The sequence below is a fragment of the Wolbachia endosymbiont (group B) of Melanostoma mellinum genome (assembly GCF_947251465.1).
Classification (GTDB): Bacteria; Pseudomonadota; Alphaproteobacteria; order Rickettsiales; family Anaplasmataceae; genus Wolbachia.
This window is the reverse complement of the sequence record NZ_OX366366.1, coordinates 675,885-694,416: the sequence shown is the minus strand read 5'-3', so window position 1 is coordinate 694,416 and position 18,532 is coordinate 675,885. Positions and strand designations below refer to the sequence as shown.

Genomic DNA, 18,532 nt, shown 5'->3' with positions numbered 1-18,532 from the left:
TGCAAGATAAGAGATAACATCAAGAATCCTTAAAGCTAAATTTCCGTATCCGTTCAGAGGTGTGGTTTAAGAAACAACAGCTAGCAGGTTTTGAAAAGGGTTTAATTCCTTTTGTTTCCAAGTCAGATACAACGAAATTATCCGCTCAAGAAATCTATTCCCTCGCTCTGACTGTGCAAAATATGAATTCTTACGATAGACAACATAATGCCGTATCTGTCGCTCAACATGGTTATTCGTTAATGGAATATTCTCTGGGTCATCCAAAAATGTCCACATCATTGACTCGGATTTTATAATACCCTTTACCGTTCGTGAAGCTCCTTTTGCTTCAAGTATATAAGATATTTTTATCATGCAGTACTGTATGTATCTTCGTAATTCTTTAGCTTGCTTAGTGAACTTTGAAATACTAATTTCATTTTCTGACAAAGCGTTTTTTAATACAAACAATCCATTAGCTGCGTCTTTTAAACAATGGCCAAGTCTCATTACTTCACTATTCCAACTATGAGATAACCTCTCGAAATTTCTCAATAAGTGAGCCCAACAAATTTGTCGTTTTTCATCACTGAAGTGGTTGTAAACTGCATATCTGTCAGTAATTACCAGGTTTTTGTAATCACAAAATGCACTATTCTTTAAAAATTTCATTCCTCTTGTATCTGCTAACTTCATAAGACTTGCTTTATTGTTGGCAAACATCCAGCACCATCCCAATTTGCCTTTGTTGTAGTGACTGGTTTCATCAATATGCAAAATTTCGCTTGCTTTTATTTCTTCCTCTATTTGTTCATAGGCTTCTTTACATTTTGACGAAACCCTTGCTTCACTATTGGACACACTACCAACACTTATACTCATGTTAAAGATGTCTTTCATAATATTCGCTATTTCTCGCTTTGAATTCTTATAAAACCCACTTAGTGATGCAACTACTGACTTAACTCTAGGACCAAAGGTATCCGGTGTAACTCCTTCTGGTAATTTGCTACTCCTTCTTTTTCCGCATTTACGACAGCGACCATGTTCTAATTGATACTCAACTACGTAAGGCTTAATTTCTGGTAAATCAACTTTTTGATAGACATATGGTTTTTCCGATATTGCGATTTCTTCACCACACTCGCATCTATTTGGTAACTCTACCTTCACCACCTCATCTGCTTCCATTTTAGCTCGGCAATTCCCCTTATGTCCAACTTGACCACCTATCTTCCTGCCGCCCTCTGACTTATCTTCTGGTGTGTCTTTTTTTATTTTGTACAGCTCTTTTGAACTTGGTAAAGATGAATTCCTTGAGTTTAAGCCGAGTCTCTCTCTTAGTTCAGCATTCTCTATTTCTAAGATTTTATTTTTTTCTTCAAGCTTTGCTACTTTCTGCTCTAAGTTTTTACATAACTCTACAATACTGATCAACAATTGAAGCATCTAGCCTTACTTTACTATCAACATTTTGTGTTATTACTACTTTAATATATTATGTCAATTGTTTTTTATCCTTGCCACACCTCTGAACGGATACAAATTTCCATGCTTTTCATTGCTTGCTATCTTATCGGTTGTAATCTTCCAAGTTGTGAAAGTTGTTTTTGCATAGTTATTATCAATTCCTCTAAATCCTTCATAATTAAGCAAATCTTTCGCTTTTTTCTCATATTCCTTTAGGTAATCATCTATATCAAATTTTCTAGTAACTCTTTGATCTTCAATATATGATATTGCTTGCTGTATAGCTAAAGGAAAATGTTGTAATTTCTCTACCAAAGCTTTTATCTTTTCATTTTGAGATTCATCTTCTATAATCAAGCCCTTTTTTACAAGTTCTATCGCTTCTTCTGACTTTAGTTCGTTCAGATCAATAACTTCTATTCCTTTTTCCCACTCTCGATTACGAGAAGTAATTAAAATATATGGTCCATTACCACCCGGTAATAAATCATGTAGTGGTAAAAACTTATTCAAATAATCACTTTTCTCGGCATCATCAAAAATAAACAAGCTTTTACTATTACTGAAAAATTCATAAACCTCTTCTATGAGAGCTTTTATATCCTTTTCTTTTCCATTCTCATCTTTTATATCAATTCTTAGTTTATTCTTCGCTAATCGAGTAAATGATTCAACAAGAGCTATCTCACTTTCAGCATTGATCCATATAACGTTGTCATAACAATCTTTACTATATTCTTGAACATATTGTCTAGCTAACTCAGTTTTTCCTATTCCTCCTAAACCGCTAATTGAGGTTATTTGTGATATTACTGTTACTTTTTCTGAACTACGTTGTATCTTATTATGTAGGTCAATTAACTCTTCCCTTCTTCCAACAAACAAAATTACTGGCTTTTTCACATTAAACCAAATAGGCTTTCTTACTTGCTCTCTTGCTACAACTGCATCATATATCTTATCAAGCTTTTTATCTATTTTCTCGAAACTTTTTTCACTTTCTTTCCTTCCTTCTACAATAGAATCTGCTATCTTGTGACGTTGCCTACTGGCTTCCTGATATTGACTCATTAATTCATCAAAGACTCCCTTAATCTCATTTTGATTACTTTCTATGTAACCTGATAACTCATTAAAATTCTTATCTATATAATCCTCTAATTCATTGAAGTTTTTTTCAGCTTCCTGTTCCATTTCTCCTTTGAATTTGCTTAGTAACCTCTCTTCGACTAACTTCGGATCTTGCTTATTAATCTCATTCAATAATTCATCTTCCCATTCTTCATTTGTTTTCCCATCTGACTTTAAAACATACCTATACTCTTCTCTGGGAGGATTTTCTTCACTGTATTCTTTCATGAATTTTTTTATTTTATTTTCCAACTCCCACTTCAAAAGAAGACGATAGCCATATTTGCTAGTATCACTCTTTCCGTCTATTCTCCTATAGTATTTATCAGCACGACCATCGCTCTTTATCGTTACTAATCCCGCTTTATCAAATATTTCTGCAGTATTCCATGAATTTTTACTTTCTAAAGTATGTCCTAGCTTAATATGAGGAACACCAGTGTAGGTTTGTTTATATCTTTTTGATTTTCCAAAAATAATACCCTCAGTAATTGAGGAAGCACAAAGCTCTTTTTCAGTATTTTTTCTATAGTAATCAACCACTCTATTCACAGCATCTTCTGCTAATTTTGTCATTGCTCTCCGCCAACTTCCTTCTGCTGTTACTTGTATAAATTGGCTCTCAAAACTTTGAAAGATTTCAATACCAGATTTTACTAACTCTTCCCTGACTTTGATTGGATCCTTTTTAAATATATACAATTGATCTATCAGCTTTTTAAGCTCTGCTCTATTATAACTACTACCAATGCTGGATATTGTTGCTCGAAGAATGTTAATTCCAATAAGAGGAATTACTTTTGATTCCGCTTCTCCTTGTTCTGTTCCACCTTTTCCTATATATATTATCATATTAACAAAATCAGCCCATTTACCTTGCTTTCCTCTTTGATTTTCTAGTCTCTCATAGTACTCTGATAAAGAGCGTTCATAAATAAAAACAAAATCTTCAACAAACTTTCTTAGCTTTTCATGTACTTCCTCCTCCTGTGCAGAAAGTCTTTTTACTTGATCAGAAAATTTTTTTAAATGTTCTTCTAGAGTCCTAATAATCTCTCCCTTATTTTGTTGCTTAGCAATATCTAGTGGAGTTTTACCTTGATTATTTTTAATATTTGGGTCTATACCAGACACATTCAAAAGAAGTTCAACAATGTCTTGATGATTTTTGCTTACAGCAACATGTAGTGGTGTATTACCACCATCATTGAGATCAATATCATTAATATTTTCTACTTGAGTAAGTAACCCTTCAATTTCACTAATCTTATTTAGCTGAGGATTATCCGTTCTATGCTCACGTATCGCAAGAAACAACTTGGCAACATTAATATCATTAGGGTTATATTGACGTCTTATTCTATTTTTAAATTGAAAAGATTTTTCTTCCCTATCTAACTTAACTGCTTGTGAATCTGTCCCGAGATAATCTATTACCTTCACCATAAAGTTAATTACTTATTTTATATTTAAATTTAAGATCATATTAGATTTTATTATATATTAGTAAATGAAATCGATAATACAAGTAACTTTTATAGATATTGTATCTTTAGGCTATTTTATTTAAGTTTTTGAGTTAAGCTTGTAGAAGGGCTTTGTTCTATCTTTAAATTTCGTTTTTGCTATAAATCACCTAAAATTTTCTTTATTCTCCTAAATTTGGGAGAAAAACCCTGGACCATCCTTTCAAGAATATAATCTTAAGGTGAAAAATTTGAAAGAATGTGGAATATTATAGAAAAAGCAGTCACTCTGTATATATATCACATAGTGTGGATAACAAAATATCGATATCCAGTATTAGTTGGAGATATTGGTCAGAAAACTAAAGAAGTTGTACAAGAAGTATGTGGAAGTAGAAATTATCAGAGGTAGAGTTGCGTCAACATGTATACGTTTCTGTACCCCATACTTCAGTATTAGTAAGTTAGTGCAGTTAATAAAAGGAAAAAGTTCCAGCAAAACTTTCCAGAGCTGAGAAAAAGATACTGAGTTATGGTTAGTAGGCTACTTTGTAATGATAAAAAATCATATTGAAAATCACTCTAAAAAAGAAGATAAATTTGGTGAGTTGAAAGTTAGCATTCTACGCTCTCTTTCAATCTTTGGATTTTAATCCATAGTGGTTGAATTGAGATGTCATTAAGTACAAATTAAATTCTTTTATTTACTCACTTTACTCATTTTGTATAATATTGGAGAGAGCGAGTTCGAAAAGTACGCTTACCCCCACCAATATAGGTTTCAACATACCATAAAGCCAGCCTATTTATTCTATCGGGGTTTTATACTAATTCTCTAGTGATATTTGTTATTATGACTCCAATACATGCTAATTTAATTATAAATTAATCATTAAATGCTAGAATAGCTATAATTAAATTTATTAGATAATACTTATGAGTGGAAAAAAACATGTCTTTAAGATGGTACCTGGACAGCAATTTTCATGCGGATCTAGTGAATATGAAGTGTATTCTAACATTAAAAATCCTCAATCTATGAAAAAAGTCAAGCTTACACCACTCAGTGAAGAAGACAATAACCTAGAGTTATCTATAAGATTATGTAACAGTTTTCTTCAGAACGGAGTAATGTACTGCGTAGAAGAAAAACAAAATCGATATGTTCACCGTGGTACACCTGGTTATTCCGAGAACAGTAATTCATTTGCATATGACAATGATAGATTAGTTAAACTATCATTAAATTGGGGCATAGGAGATAAAACTGGTTATCATAATTTTGTAGGTGAAGAATTGAAGTACAAATATTTAACATGGGAGGAATCAGGTCTTGGTGACGATAAATATTATTTTTCAGATAAGGAAGGAAACATAATCGATTCACCTGACAACAAGATATTACAATACAGTATGCCACACCATGATACAGCAAAGTTGATAGAAGATATAACATCGTCTAAGATACCAAAGAGTGTACTAATATCAAGTGAGTTCGCCAAAACTTTTTTTAAGAACTTAACAGGAAATCAGTTAGAGACTCTTGCCGATATTCTTAATAATGAGAAATTACAGATTTTAGCAAAGAGCTTAACAAATAAACAACTACAGGTTTTAGCAGAGAACTTAACAGATGAACAATTTCGAGCTTTAGTGGATCATTTAACCAATCATCAATTACAAGCCCTTACTTACACATTGGATTCAAAAAAGTTAGGAATAATAGTCCCCTTATTAAATGAGAATCAGGTTACGAACTTAGTAAAAGACTTTAACCTAGATCAAGTAAGACAAATTTTCCCTCACCTTAAAATGGATCAGTTCGAGATGATGATCAAGACAATGAAGCATGACCAGTTTGTAGAACTAATAAAAAATTCAAATGAGAAAATGATAAACACTATTTTGGACGAAGCGTTGAAAAGTAAACTTCCAATCTTAGTAAAAACTTTAGAAGAAGATACATTACATGATTTAATTAATAAGCTAGACCACGAGAAACTTGCAATAGTAGCTCGAGATTTAACTGATCCTAATAAGATTCAGATGGTTATTAAGTCTTTAGTTGACAAACCAGAAAAACTTCAAGCTTTTGCTCATAATATGTCTCGTGAGCAGTTTAAAGAACTTTTGGATAACGTAGATGCAGAAGAGCTTAAAGACATCATTCACAAACTGCCTCATGAGAAAGTCATATCTGTGATTGGCGATCTTAGCAGTAAAGATCAATCTAAAGCTATTATTGATGCATTTCAGGAGAAGTTTGATGAACAAAATGAAAAACAAAAGGAAATCCTTGAGCTGATTAAGAAACTTGGAGATTCTACTGATAAACCTGAATGGGAGGGCCCTCTTCAAAACGCCAATGCTGAACTAATGGTAATGGAAGAGTACTTTCAGACTGGATACGAAGTATTGTTGAGCTAAATATTTATGGGTTTGAAAAGAGCTTTTTATATTTCTATAGTTGATTTTGTTTGAAATTTTAAATTTTAATGAGGTAGTTTATATGGCCAATGAACCAAAAATTATAAGTAAAGTTACCCTTGCAAAACCGATAAATTATGAAACGAGTAAAGGTACAAAAGCGACAGTTGGTTATACTCATAATGTTATTGATAAACTGATTGAAAGTATGAATGACGGACTTGTTGTGCAAGTAAATACTAACTTGCATGGAGAACAAGAAAAAGTCAAAAAACTGATTGAAGACGTTGGTAATGTAGATAGTGGTTTAGTACAGAGCCTGAATAACTTACAGACAAGAGTAAAAGAATTAGAAGACAATATCACTAATGAACCAGATTGGGCTTAAACTGGAAAGAGTAATAGTCTCTAGGCTATTACTTTCTCCACATACCATTTCAATATGGCTGAGTTGATTTTAAAATTTTATGGAGCTAACATGAGTAACAACAGTAAACAAGAAAGCGAAAATAACTTTGAAGCAATAAACCAAATGAGCGCTTTCAAGTTTAAAGAAATAGACAATATAGAAGTTGAAGTTAAGCCCACAAACTTTGAGGACATTGAAGATAAAATTGCAACAATTCATTACGTCTATCAAGTTATGGATAAGTTAGTCTGCGATTTAAACGAGAAGTTTGTTTCGGGCTTGCGTGTCTCAATTATGGAGAACATAGCACAACTTAGAGGAGAGTTTATTGATATGAACCAACACTTGGTCGAAGGTTTATCTCATTTGAATAAGTTAATTCAGCAGGATGGATTTATTGATAATAATCAAAACTATAGAACATGGGCAGAAGAACTTGATCACCTAAGGGGCGAAGTTGAAGGATTAAAAGCAGCAATAATTGACCATAATAACGTAGAATGGGAAGCACCAGCTCACTCTGATATATTGTGGTAGTTAGGAAAGTAACAGCTTGCTAGCAGGCTGTTGCTTTCTTTCACATACCATTTCAATACAACTGAATTAGGAAATCTATTTTAGGACTTTCGGCTTATAGTTCTCATCATGTTTTGCAAACACCGTATCTGCAAGAAAAGTACTATTATCAAACATTTTACCTTGCACAACAACACCACTTTTTTCTGAAAACATTGGTGGAAGTATCCCTTGATATTTTACCACAACGCTTTTGTTAAAATCTGTCATTTGAAAAATTACTTCACTTTCGCTCCGTATCACGCTATTTTCAACAACCATTCCACCAACACGGATTGGCTTTTGATTATTTGGCAAGACTATGGCTTCACTTACTGTATAGAAAAATGAGATATTTTCTTTGAGCGTTGTTAAAATAAAAAAAACTGCACAACTTAAAAAGCAGAAAATTCCTGAAGTTATAAGTAATCGCTTATGTTTCTTCTTCATTATTATCTTTCAGGCTTTTTAGAATTTTTTTACTTTTAGTATAGCAAGAAATGGTAAAAATCAGTTCTCCGGTAATCAACGTAAAACTAATAAGGTAAGCAAAAATTACATATGTATTCATAATGCATTACCAATAAATAACTCACCTGCATCAAAATAAATTAAGCTTCCATCCTTTTGCTGAAACACCAATTTACCACTTTTATCTATATCAGCAAAAATTCCTTCATACAATTTGTCAGCTAACTTTACACTGATTTGCTCATTCATTTTGAATGCTTTTTTTAACCACATTTCTCTTATAGCATAAAACCCATCAAATAGCCATTGCTTTCTTAGCTTATTAAAATTTATTATTAATTCCTTTAACAGATCCATGTTAGACACAGATTCACCGTAATTGCTAATGCACGTTGTGCCTGGAAGTGGCGCATGATTGACATTAATTCCAATTCCTATAATGAGCCAATTCGAATTGGATTTTTTTTCAAGCAATATTCCGCTTATTTTCTTGCCATCGATTAGAACATCATTTGGCCATTTATGTTGAAGATTGAGATCGTTTATGAATTGATCTCTTGTCATCCCAGTGCTTTGACACTGGGATCCAGAAGAAAAAGTATGGATTCCAGTGTCACGCACTGGAATGACACCGCAGTGGGTTTGATTATTCAAGAAATTTAACGATAATAAAGTATTTCCAACAGCAAGAGCAGTCACAAAAGTCCATTCTGTCAATTTGCTGACATCCGTTTCTTGGTTAATTATCAAACTTGCATAGAGATTACCCTCTGGAGAAATCCAGCTTTTTCCAGTGCGTCCCCTGCCTTCTTCTTGTTTATCGGCAATAATAATAGTTTCATTAGATATCCCTTTCTCAATTAAACCCAATGCTTCTTTATTAGTACTTGGAACTTCTTTGTAATGATAAATACGAAAACCTTCAAGGATCACCTTGTCAGCCCTTTAGTTTAATGAGTGAGTCAAGATCTTCTACATACAAGAAAAGAACGAGATTGATCAGTGAAACTACTGAAGTGATAATGAATAGACCCCTAGAATAAGCAACCTTATTACCACTAGCTTTATCAAAATACATAACTTTCATGATATTTAAATAATAGTAGCATGATATCACACTCGCTATTACAAGGATCAAAGACAGGCTGATAAAGCCAGAATTTATTAAACTTTTGAATATAAAAAATTTAGCGATAAAACCTGCAAGTGGAGGTATTCCCGACATCGAGAGTAATAGTATAGAAAGATGGAATGCTAAAATTGGTTGCTTTTTTCCTATACCAGATAAATTTGCAATATCACAATCATCATCGTCAATTTGTACGAGATATGAGAATAGCCCTATGCTTGTGATGATATATATCACCAAATACATTAAGGCACTATCTGTTCCTGCTTGTGTAAAAATAGAAAGTGAAGCAAATATAAAACCAATATGACCAATTGAACTGTAAGCAAGCAGCCTTTTTAAGTTTTGCTGACGCAAGGCCCCAAAAGCTGAGATAAGCACAGACAATGCTGAAACGTATAAGAAAATAGGCTGAACATAACTTTTTACATTTACTAACTCTTCATTCATCAATCGAATTAAAAATGTTACAAGTGTAGCTTTTGGGGCCGTAGAAAAAAACGCAGTTACTATGGTAGGTGCACCTTGATAGACATCTGGAGCCCACATATGAAAAGGAGCAATAGCAAGCTTGAAACACAAACCAATAAGGATAAAAACTAACCCAAAAACTATTCCATAAGTTATCTGATGGTTTTGCAAGAATGAACCGAGCTCAGAGAAATTGACTTGTCCTGTATATCCATAAAGCAGAGACATTCCATACAGCATAATGCAGGAAGATAGTGCACTAAGTGTAAAATATTTCACTCCTGCTTCACATGAATAAATCGAATCTTTATTAAAGCTCGCAAGAACATACAAAGATATACTCATCAACTCAAAAGCTAAGTAAAAAGAAATCAGACTATTTGCTGAAACTAAAGTTATCATGCCAAACAGTGCAAAAAGAATCAGTATTGAAAATTCATATTTATAGTCATATTTTGATAAATTCAGCATCAAAAGTATTAAAATTCCTGTGCTGAGAATTAACCCTTGGGCTGACCTGATGTATAAATTGAGTTTTAACAACGAATTAAAGAGAAAAATTTCATTGTTTTCTGCCGAAAGAATTAAAATAATCAAAGTTACCACTGTGCAGCCAAGTGCTAATAAGTTGATAGTTCTGCGGTTAAATATAATCCCAAGCAGTAGCAACACTAACGAGGAGATAATAGAGAACATTTCCGGCAATATCTGTATATAATTCATAGCGCATTATATTTGACTAACAAATTTGCCATACATGGCTTCAAATAATTCAGTGCAAGGGTTGGGTAAAATCCAAGCAAAATAACAAACACTGCAAGCAGAATTAAGACAGAAAATTCTATGCTATCCAAACGGTTATTTAATAATTTAGAATAGCTAACCCCCCATATTATTTGCTTACATAAATTCAGCATATAAACTGCGCTTAAAATAGTGCCAAGTGCGATAAATCCTGTAAAAAACCCTATGCTCTTAAACATCCCAACCATAGCCAAAAACTCACCTGCGAACCCAGATGTTCCAGGCAGCCCTATTGAAGCCATTGAAAATAAAATGAACATAAAACCAAATTTTGGCATTGTGTTTACTATGCCAAAATATTTTGCAATCTCCAAAGTCCCAGTTCGAGTATATAGCATTCCAACACATAAAAATAAAGCAGCAGAAATAAGGCCATGACTAATCATTTGAAATATACTACCCAGTACTCCTTCCTCACAAAATGAAAAGAGGCCAGCGGTAACGATCCCCATATGTGCTATTGAAGAATAAGCTATTAACTTCTTTATATCATCTTGAGCAAACGCAACTAGCGAAGCATATATCACCGCAATAATGCTCAGTACAACAACAAAATTTGAAAAATACAAACTTGCCTGAGGAAGCATTGGAATAGAAAACCTTAAAAATCCATATCCCCCCATTTTAATAAGCAAGCCAGCTAAAATCACAGATCCAGAAGTTGGTGATTGCACATGCGCATCAGGAAGCCAAGTGTGAAATGGAAACATCGGTACTTTTATTGCAAAAGAAATAAAAAATGCAATCCACAGCAATGACTGCACTTCAAGATCAAGGCTTGGCACTAATGTAGCTAATTTTTGTATATTAAACGTTCCAAAAATGCTATAGATGTACACCAATCCAAGTAGGAATAATAATGAGCCAGTTAATGTATAAAGAAACAACTTAAACGTTGCATATACCCTATGTTTTCCTCCCCAGATGCCAATAATAAAGAACATTGGTATTAAAACAGCTTCAAAAAACACATAAAAGCTTATAGCATTCAGTGAAACGAAAAAACCGACTACAAAACTCTCAAGCAGTAGAAACAATGCCATATAGGCTTTTAGGGTCGTATAATTCATTTTGCAGTTGTAGAGTATACAAATTACAAACAAGAAAGTTGTAAGCAGAAGGAAAAGCAATGATATACCATCTATCCCTATTCCAACATTTCTAATTGGGTAGCTGACAAACTGAAAGTCCGCATCGTTATAATCAAATTCTATACAAGCTACAATGCTAAGCAAAAATGGAAGTACAGCAAAAAATAGGGCAAGAAATCTTAAGTGTATAGATTGATGATTAATCCTGATTAAGGGTAAAATCAACGCTCCTATCAGTGGAAGCAAGAATATACTAAGTAACAACACCTTCTATTTAATTCCAATAATATATAAAGCACCGATTATTAGAGTAACAAACATAATAAATGCATAATCAAATATATAACCAGTTTGCAACTTTACAGAACTTTTTGAACATTCATTAACCAACCTTACAACACCATTTGGTCCAAATGAATCAATAGCCTTAACATCAAACTTCCATAGAAGCCTAGATATAAACCTTATCGGTGCAATTATAACAAACTCATACACCTCATCAAAGTACCATTTATTCTGCAAAAACTTAAGTAAAAATTTACTCTTAATTTGCCTAATTACTTGATATTGGTAAATTAGGTACGCAAGTGCTATTCCACTTAGGCTTGCTAAGGTTGGCAGTAGTTGTATAAAGAAATTATGAACTCCATGCTCATCAATCATCACTAAACTTGATTTCCAAAACGCATTACTAGTTATGTTCAAAATATTTGCTCCCCATATTCCAGAAAATACTGATCCAAAAGCGAGTATCAGTAATGGTATAAGCATAATCTTTGGTGCCTCATGTATATTAATTTTACTTTGTTTTTGGCTGTGGAACACAAGAAGCAATAACCTCCAAGAGTAAAACGCTGTGAAGAATGCAACAACTAAGCTTATTACAAAAGCAAAGCTATCCGTGCTATAAGCATGTTCAATTATCAAATCCTTTGAGTAAAAACCTGCAAATGGAAATATTCCAGAAAGCGCAAGAGATCCAATCCACATGAGAGTATAAGTGCAAGGGATTTTCTTCCAGCAATTTCCCATTTTCTGAATGTTTTGCTCATGATGCATTGCATGAATCACATTGCCAGCACCAAGAAATAGTAGAGCTTTAAAAAAAGCGTGTGTCATTAAATGAAAAATAGCAACATTGTAAGCAGAAAGCCCACATGCCATGAACATATAACCAAGTTGACTGCAGGTTGAATAAGCAATTATTTTTTTTATATCGTTCTGAGTAATCGCAACCGTAGCTGCAAAGAAAGCAGTCAGTGCCCCAACAATAACTATTAATTCTCGTGCCACATTTGATAGCTCAAATAATGGAGAACATTTTGCTACTAAAAATATACCTGCTGTTACCATCGTTGCTGCGTGAATGAGTGCAGAAACAGGGGTTGGCCCTTCCATTGCATCGGGCAACCAAACATGTAAACCAAGCTGTGCAGATTTACCCATACAGCCAATAAAAAGTAATATGCATATTATATGAATTATTTTAAATTCACAGCAGAATGCCCTAATGTTCTGCGTGCCAAGAAGATCAGTTGTGTCAAAAACTTCAGTAAAATTCAAAGAGTGAAATGTATAATAAATAAGAAAGATTCCAATCAATAGTGCAAAGTCTCCTACCCTATTCACAACAAATGCTTTAATTGCTGCATTATTTGCAGAATATTTTTGGAACCAAAATCCTATGAGTAAATAAGAACACAGGCCAACCCCTTCCCAGCCAAAAAAAAGCTGCACGAAATTATCGCTTACAACCAGCACAATCATGCAAAACGTAAATAGCGATAGGTAAGAAAAAAACCTCGACTTCCCCTTATCATGCTCCATATAACCGATAGAGTAGAGATGTACTACCAGTGAAACGGTGGTAATAACAATAAGCATTAAGGATGAGAGAGCATCCACACTAATTGCCCAATTTACTTTTAATACACTTAATGAAAATAGAGGAAATAAACTCAAGTGATAATTTTCAGAGAAGGTGAGAAAAACATACCAAGATAAAACTGCAGATATTCCAATCCCTGCCGTTGTAACTAACTGACTTTTTCTAAAAAATGCTCCAAACAATGAACCAAAAAGTGGCAGAAATACTATTAATTTCAGTATATCCATCATACTTTCATTCTTTCATTAAATTTGCTTGTTCAACGTCTATATTGCCACGGCTTCTATAATATACAACCAATATTGCAAGCGCAACTCCTGACTCTGCTGCCGCAACAGTCAACACAAACATCACAAAAATTTGCCCAACTATATCATTAATAAAGGCAGAAAAAGCAACTAAATTGATGTTAATCGCCAGCAATAATATTTCTATTGATAACAGTATGTTGATTATGCTCTTACGGTTGATGAAAATACCACACACGCCAATAGTGAACAAAACAGCAGCAATTATCAAAAAGTGATTTAATCCTATTTCCATTCCACTCCTTTTCCAAATTTAGCCTTAATCAATTTTACAGATGAAGATTGTGTCAATTGCTTTAACACGTTCTGTTTTCTAACTCCTTTTTTCTTTTCCTGCAAAGTAAGAGCAATTGCACCAACAATTGCAACAAGCAGCAGAATACCAGAAAGATGAAAAGCGTACATGTAGTCAGTGTAGAGCAAATTACCGATAGCTTTCACGTTATTGTTATTATAGTTTATAACATTGCTTATATTCGGTTCTGAACTGCGAATTACAAAGCTGATGATTAGAAAAAACACAACACATAATATAGCACCAAGAGTGAAATGCTTTGCAAAACCCTGATGCAATCTTATGTAGTCGATATCGAGCATCATGACTACAAAGAGGAATAACACTGCAACTGCACCGATGTATACTATCAGCACCATCATAGCAATGAATTCAGCTCCAAGGAGAATAAAAAGCACTGCAGAGTTAACGAAGGTGAAAATTAAAAATAATACTGCATGCACAGGATTCCTTACGCTAATTACACAAACAGCAGATAAAATGCTAAGAATTGCGAAAAAACAAAAGAAAAAAGGCATCGATACTTTAACTGCAACAATAGTTACTAACTTAAAATAATTATTGCCGTAAAGTCAATATTATATTAAACGTTTAAAAACATTGTACTACAAGCTTCAGCTCCATTTTAAATTATTATATAGAGCATTTCCTCAGTCACACAAACACTCTTGACAATTTTAATTTATTAATGTACAATATATGCATGTTAATAGTCAGTAATAGCTCAAAATGTATAACATATTTGGTTACTTCGAAATTTGTGATAAGCAAAGTGGCAAGTTAGATGGCAAAAGTTATCAATACACCACAAGAGATCATGTGACAATTTACTTCAATAACACACTAGCCAGTTTAGGTGGATCATGGAGAGAATTTAAAGAAGAAGCATATGGGTTTATATATGATATCGGAGCTTGGTTGAAAGAAACATATGAAAATCTCACTGAACGACCTGAAATGCATAACTTCTATGTTCCAGAAAAACTTCCTGTTAAAGCTGAGGAAATAGAGATGAAGGAACTGAATCGTAAGCCTAAGCCATTCAAAACTCCACCTATCCAACCAACAAGCAGAAGCTCTAGTGCCAATACCTCAAATCAAGTTGTTGTTACTCGACATACACCTGAAGCTACTAAAACAAGATAGATAAAAAACCTACGTTTAAATATGTAGTACTTGAGTGAAGCATTCTTTAAACTGTTCTATTCAATAAAATCTTTACAATATTTGGATCATAGGTTTAACTTTACGAAGTTATAGTCTATAGGGCTTCAATGAACGATTATCTCTCACTGTTAAATCCAGAGCAACAATTAGCTGTAACTAACTTAAATGGGCCAATTTTGATACTGGCAGGGGCGGGAACGGGAAAAACAAGAACGATTACTTCAAGAATAGCGCACATAATTAGAAACGGTCACGCTTATTCTGATGAAATATTAGCAGTTACATTCACGAACAAAGCAGCAAATGAAATGATATCAAGAGTGCTTGAACTCACGGGCACAAACATACCATGGCTTGGCACTTTCCATGCAATTGCAGCAAAAATTCTACGTCATCATGCTGAAGTCGTGGGGCTAAATTCCAATTTTACAATTATTGGTGTGGATGACCAATTACAGGTAATAAAAAACATCATGAATGAAATCAGCCCTGATTACCTATCAGAAAAATGTAAGACCATTATGAATATTATTCAGCAATGGAAAGAGAAGTGTTTACTGCCATTCGAAGTGGAAGACGTTCAATCATTTAGGCCAGTGTACGTAACTGCACTCAAAGTCTATCACCAGTATCAGGAAAGGTTAAAATTCCTTAACTCTGTCGATTTTGGTGACTTATTGCTATATAACATACAACTCTTTAATCAAAAGATCGAGGTTCTATCCTACTACCAAAACAAGTTTAAATATATCATGGTAGATGAATATCAAGATACAAATGCAATACAATATCTTTGGCTAAAATACCTTGCAAAAGAGCACTCAAATATTTGTTGTGTAGGAGATGACGATCAATCGATATACAGTTGGCGTGGTGCAGAAGTTGAAAATATTTTGAAATTTTCCGATGATTTTAAAAATGCAAAAACCGTTAAACTGGAGTGTAACTACAGGTCAACATCCCACATACTTGCAACTGCATCATATGTTATCAATCACAATAAGACTCGCTTAGAAAAAAAGTTGTGGACAACAAACATTGAAGGGGAAAAGGTAAATCTAATAAAATTATGGGACGGGAAAGCTGAAGCAAGGTTCATAAGCGAACAGATATTAAAGCTCAATAAATACAGATTTAGTGACATTGCAGTGCTCGTAAGAGCGACTTTTCAAACTAGAGTGCTCGAAGAGTATTTTATAAAATATTCAATTCCCTATAGGATTATAAGTGGCGTAAAATTCTACGAACGTCAAGAAGTAAGGGATATAATTGCATATTTGAGGCTTGTTACAAATAATAATGATGATCTCGCTTTTGAAAGGATCGTAAATCGTCCAAAAAGAAGCATAGGAGCTACAACTCTAAAGAAAATATACACGACTGCTCAGGATAACAAAATTTCTTTTTTTCAGGCAGCAAAAATATTGGTTAATAGTGATCAAGTAACCGAAAGAATTAAACTCTCACTAAATGATTTTTTAAATAAAATTAAAGCTTGGGAAGAAATAGTAAGCGTAAAACCACTGCATGAATTTGTTAAAATCGTAGCAAATCAATCAGGATATATGGAAATGCTTGAGAATGAAGGAGTGACGGGTTTAGCGCGAATAGAAAATGTTAAAGAGCTCATTTCATCTTTGAAGAATTTTGACAGCACTATAACCTTCTTGGAGCATATTAGTTTGGTGATGGAAGTGGATAATATGAATAGCGATGACACTGTATATGTTATGACTCTTCATGCGGCTAAAGGGCTTGAATTCCCGTGCGTGTTTTTACCTGGTTGGGAAGAAGGATTATTTCCTCATCAAAGATCTTTTGAAGATAAAAATGGTAAAGCTTTAGAAGAAGAGAGAAGACTTGCATATGTTGGCATAACTAGAGCAAAAGAAAGGTTGATCATTTCATGTGCAGATAGGAGGGAAATTAATAATCAGTGGCAACCAATGCGCACTTCTCGATTTATTAAAGAATTGCCAAGAGAAAATGTTGAGGTGATCAAGAATAGTGCCTACTGTTGAAGCTATAACTGCAGCTCTTACGACAAACACATCTGAATTACTTCAATTATATATTTCTCCTGGCAAAAATTCTCTGATGGTCTTAAATAAAATTTTCAGTGAATGATTATCAGACATGTTGTGTTCTGCTGATTTTATTAAGTGTACTTCAACGTCTGTTGACTTAATTTTTTCAGCTAAATTCAATGAAGTTTGATAAGGAACATCTTTATCATTAATGCTATGCAATAAGCGCACAGGACAGTTTATATCTATTGCTTCTCTGTTTAAAAGAAGGTTCTTTCTGCCATCTTCGATCAAATTTTTAGTTATTTTGTATGTACAATGCTCTGAAGTAAAATCTATTACACCTTTAGAGCTTAGCTCTTCTTTTTGCTTGTCTGACAATTGCTTGAATATCAAATCTTCAGTAAAATCAGGAGCAGACGATATGCCGATTAATGCTGCAATTTTTTCTGGAAATTGAAGAGCAGTGAGCAGCATCAGCCATCCTCCCATACTTGAACCTATAATTATTTGTTTATTGCTAGTTAATTCACTTATCACTTTAGCACAATTTTTTTGCCAATCACTTATTGTATAATCAGCAAAATCACCGCTTGAATTACCATGGCCAAAATAATCAAAGAGCACAAGTGCTATATCATTTTCTTGGCAAAATTTGTAAACGGCAGTTGCTTTAGTTCCATCCATATTGGATGTAAAACCACTAAAAAAAACTATAGAAGCCTTCTTTCCTTGTAGCTTTCGATATGCTATATTTCCATCGAGTAATTTACAATAATTCATACTACTTTGGCAAGGCAACCGGACTATCGCTCATCGAACGCAAATAGCTGACTAGATCTGCAATCTCTTGTGGATTGGAAATGCCTGCAAATGCCATACGTGTACCTTTTATGTAGGCTTTTGGATTTTTTAAAAAAGCAAATAACTCCTCATACTCCCATTTCCCACCTTTTTCAAGTAGTGCTTTTGAGTAATTGAATGAGCTGCCAAGATGGGCCTTTTTATTTCCAACCACGTTCCATAAGTTTGGCCCCACTTTATTCATTCCACCTTTCTCAAAACTATGACAAGCTATACATTTTTTTGCTGCTGACTTGCCTTTTTCAAAGCTAGCATTCTGCATGAGCTCTCCAATATCAAGTGCCACTTGTTCAATCTTTTGTTGAGGCTCATTGCTGGCTGCTACTATTGTTTGGTGTTCAATTTTATAATCCTCTGGGTTGTAGAGCATATCAACTACATTACTAACTATCATAATTATTAATCCAGAAAGTAAAATCGATGCTGCAATCTTATTAAGCTCCATAGTTAATTCTTATCAAGTAATGTTACTTAAATTATGCAAATATTTTCGCAAACAGTAAACAATTACCTTTATTTCACCAAAGATAGAAATTTCTATTACTTAGCTAAGTTAGGAGACTGCAATTCTATTTCT

17 protein-coding genes and 1 pseudogene are annotated in these 18,532 nt (G+C 33.6%); 6 read left to right on the top strand and 12 right to left on the bottom strand.

Annotation, left to right across the window (positions count from 1 at the left end):
- Positions 1-66: 66 nt before the first annotated feature.
- The gene (gene tnpC, locus OPR42_RS03180) at positions 67-1,419 is read right to left on the bottom strand and encodes an IS66 family transposase (RefSeq protein ID WP_264330462.1); all 1,353 of its coding nucleotides are present in this window, start codon (positions 1,417-1,419) and stop codon (positions 67-69) included.
- A 66-nt stretch (positions 1,420-1,485) separates the two neighbouring features.
- Positions 1,486-4,029 carry an ankyrin repeat domain-containing protein gene (locus OPR42_RS03175; protein ID WP_265041773.1) on the bottom strand — a complete coding sequence of 848 codons (2,544 nt, stop codon included), beginning with the start codon at positions 4,027-4,029 and terminating at the stop codon, positions 1,486-1,488.
- 281 nt (positions 4,030-4,310) lie between these two features.
- Here OPR42_RS03175 and tnpA point away from each other — a divergent pair.
- From tnpA to OPR42_RS03155, 4 genes and pseudogenes are all read left to right on the top strand, one after another.
- Positions 4,311-4,702, top strand: a pseudogene (gene tnpA / locus OPR42_RS03170) (IS200/IS605 family transposase).
- 283 nt (positions 4,703-4,985) lie between these two features.
- A complete protein-coding gene (locus tag OPR42_RS03165; protein ID WP_265041772.1) occupies positions 4,986-6,476 on the top strand; it encodes a magnesium transporter in 1,491 nt (496 codons plus the stop codon).
- An 82-nt stretch (positions 6,477-6,558) separates the two neighbouring features.
- Positions 6,559-6,864, top strand: a complete 306-nt coding sequence (locus tag OPR42_RS03160; protein WP_265041771.1) for a hypothetical protein — start codon at positions 6,559-6,561, stop codon at positions 6,862-6,864.
- A 54-nt stretch (positions 6,865-6,918) separates the two neighbouring features.
- The gene (locus OPR42_RS03155; RefSeq protein ID WP_265041770.1) at positions 6,919-7,422 is read left to right on the top strand and encodes a hypothetical protein; all 504 of its coding nucleotides are present in this window, start codon (positions 6,919-6,921) and stop codon (positions 7,420-7,422) included.
- A gap of 75 nt (positions 7,423-7,497) precedes the next feature.
- Here OPR42_RS03155 and ccmE read toward each other — a convergent pair whose 3' ends face one another.
- Genes ccmE through OPR42_RS03120 form a run of 8 tightly spaced genes read right to left on the bottom strand, consistent with a single transcriptional unit; the run spans position 7,498 to position 14,415 of the window.
- A complete protein-coding gene (gene ccmE / locus OPR42_RS03150; RefSeq protein ID WP_265041769.1) occupies positions 7,498-7,890 on the bottom strand; it encodes a cytochrome c maturation protein CcmE in 393 nt (130 codons plus the stop codon).
- The gene (locus OPR42_RS08890; protein WP_259245297.1) at positions 7,874-8,011 is read right to left on the bottom strand and encodes a CcmD-like small membrane protein; all 138 of its coding nucleotides are present in this window, start codon (positions 8,009-8,011) and stop codon (positions 7,874-7,876) included. Before OPR42_RS08890 ends, ccmE begins: the two co-directional genes overlap by 17 nt.
- Positions 8,008-8,844 (bottom strand): biotin--[acetyl-CoA-carboxylase] ligase, encoded by an 837-nt coding sequence (locus OPR42_RS03145; protein ID WP_265041768.1) that lies wholly within the window; start codon positions 8,842-8,844, stop codon positions 8,008-8,010. The genes OPR42_RS08890 and OPR42_RS03145 overlap by 4 nt, the downstream gene beginning before the upstream one ends.
- A gap of 4 nt (positions 8,845-8,848) precedes the next feature.
- A complete protein-coding gene (locus tag OPR42_RS03140) occupies positions 8,849-10,234 on the bottom strand; it encodes an NADH-quinone oxidoreductase subunit N (protein WP_254230030.1) in 1,386 nt (461 codons plus the stop codon).
- A complete protein-coding gene (locus OPR42_RS03135) occupies positions 10,231-11,673 on the bottom strand; it encodes a complex I subunit 4 family protein (RefSeq protein WP_265041766.1) in 1,443 nt (480 codons plus the stop codon). The genes OPR42_RS03140 and OPR42_RS03135 overlap by 4 nt, the downstream gene beginning before the upstream one ends.
- 3 nt (positions 11,674-11,676) lie before the next feature.
- A complete protein-coding gene (gene nuoL / locus OPR42_RS03130) occupies positions 11,677-13,524 on the bottom strand; it encodes an NADH-quinone oxidoreductase subunit L (protein WP_265041765.1) in 1,848 nt (615 codons plus the stop codon).
- A 4-nt stretch (positions 13,525-13,528) separates the two neighbouring features.
- On the bottom strand, positions 13,529-13,837 hold the full coding sequence (gene nuoK, locus OPR42_RS03125; protein WP_265041764.1) for an NADH-quinone oxidoreductase subunit NuoK: 309 nt from the start codon (positions 13,835-13,837) through the stop codon (positions 13,529-13,531).
- Positions 13,828-14,415 (bottom strand): NADH-quinone oxidoreductase subunit J, encoded by a 588-nt coding sequence (locus tag OPR42_RS03120; RefSeq protein WP_265041763.1) that lies wholly within the window; start codon positions 14,413-14,415, stop codon positions 13,828-13,830. The genes nuoK and OPR42_RS03120 overlap by 10 nt, the downstream gene beginning before the upstream one ends.
- Positions 14,416-14,626: 211 nt before the next feature.
- Here OPR42_RS03120 and OPR42_RS03115 point away from each other — a divergent pair, with 211 nt between their 5' ends.
- Positions 14,627-15,043 carry a WD_0964 family protein gene (locus tag OPR42_RS03115; RefSeq protein ID WP_265041762.1) on the top strand — a complete coding sequence of 139 codons (417 nt, stop codon included), beginning with the start codon at positions 14,627-14,629 and terminating at the stop codon, positions 15,041-15,043.
- 128 nt (positions 15,044-15,171) lie between these two features.
- Positions 15,172-17,085 (top strand): ATP-dependent helicase, encoded by a 1,914-nt coding sequence (locus OPR42_RS03110; RefSeq protein WP_265041760.1) that lies wholly within the window; start codon positions 15,172-15,174, stop codon positions 17,083-17,085.
- Positions 17,086-17,127: 42 nt separating this feature from the next.
- Here OPR42_RS03110 and OPR42_RS03105 read toward each other — a convergent pair whose 3' ends face one another.
- Positions 17,128-17,874, bottom strand: coding sequence for an alpha/beta hydrolase (locus OPR42_RS03105; protein WP_265041759.1), 747 nt, complete (start codon positions 17,872-17,874; stop codon positions 17,128-17,130).
- 1 nt (position 17,875) lies between these two features.
- Complete coding sequence (locus tag OPR42_RS03100) at positions 17,876-18,400, bottom strand: c-type cytochrome (RefSeq protein ID WP_007302376.1); 525 nt, start codon at positions 18,398-18,400, stop codon at positions 17,876-17,878.
- Between the last annotated feature and the right edge of the window lie 132 nt (positions 18,401-18,532).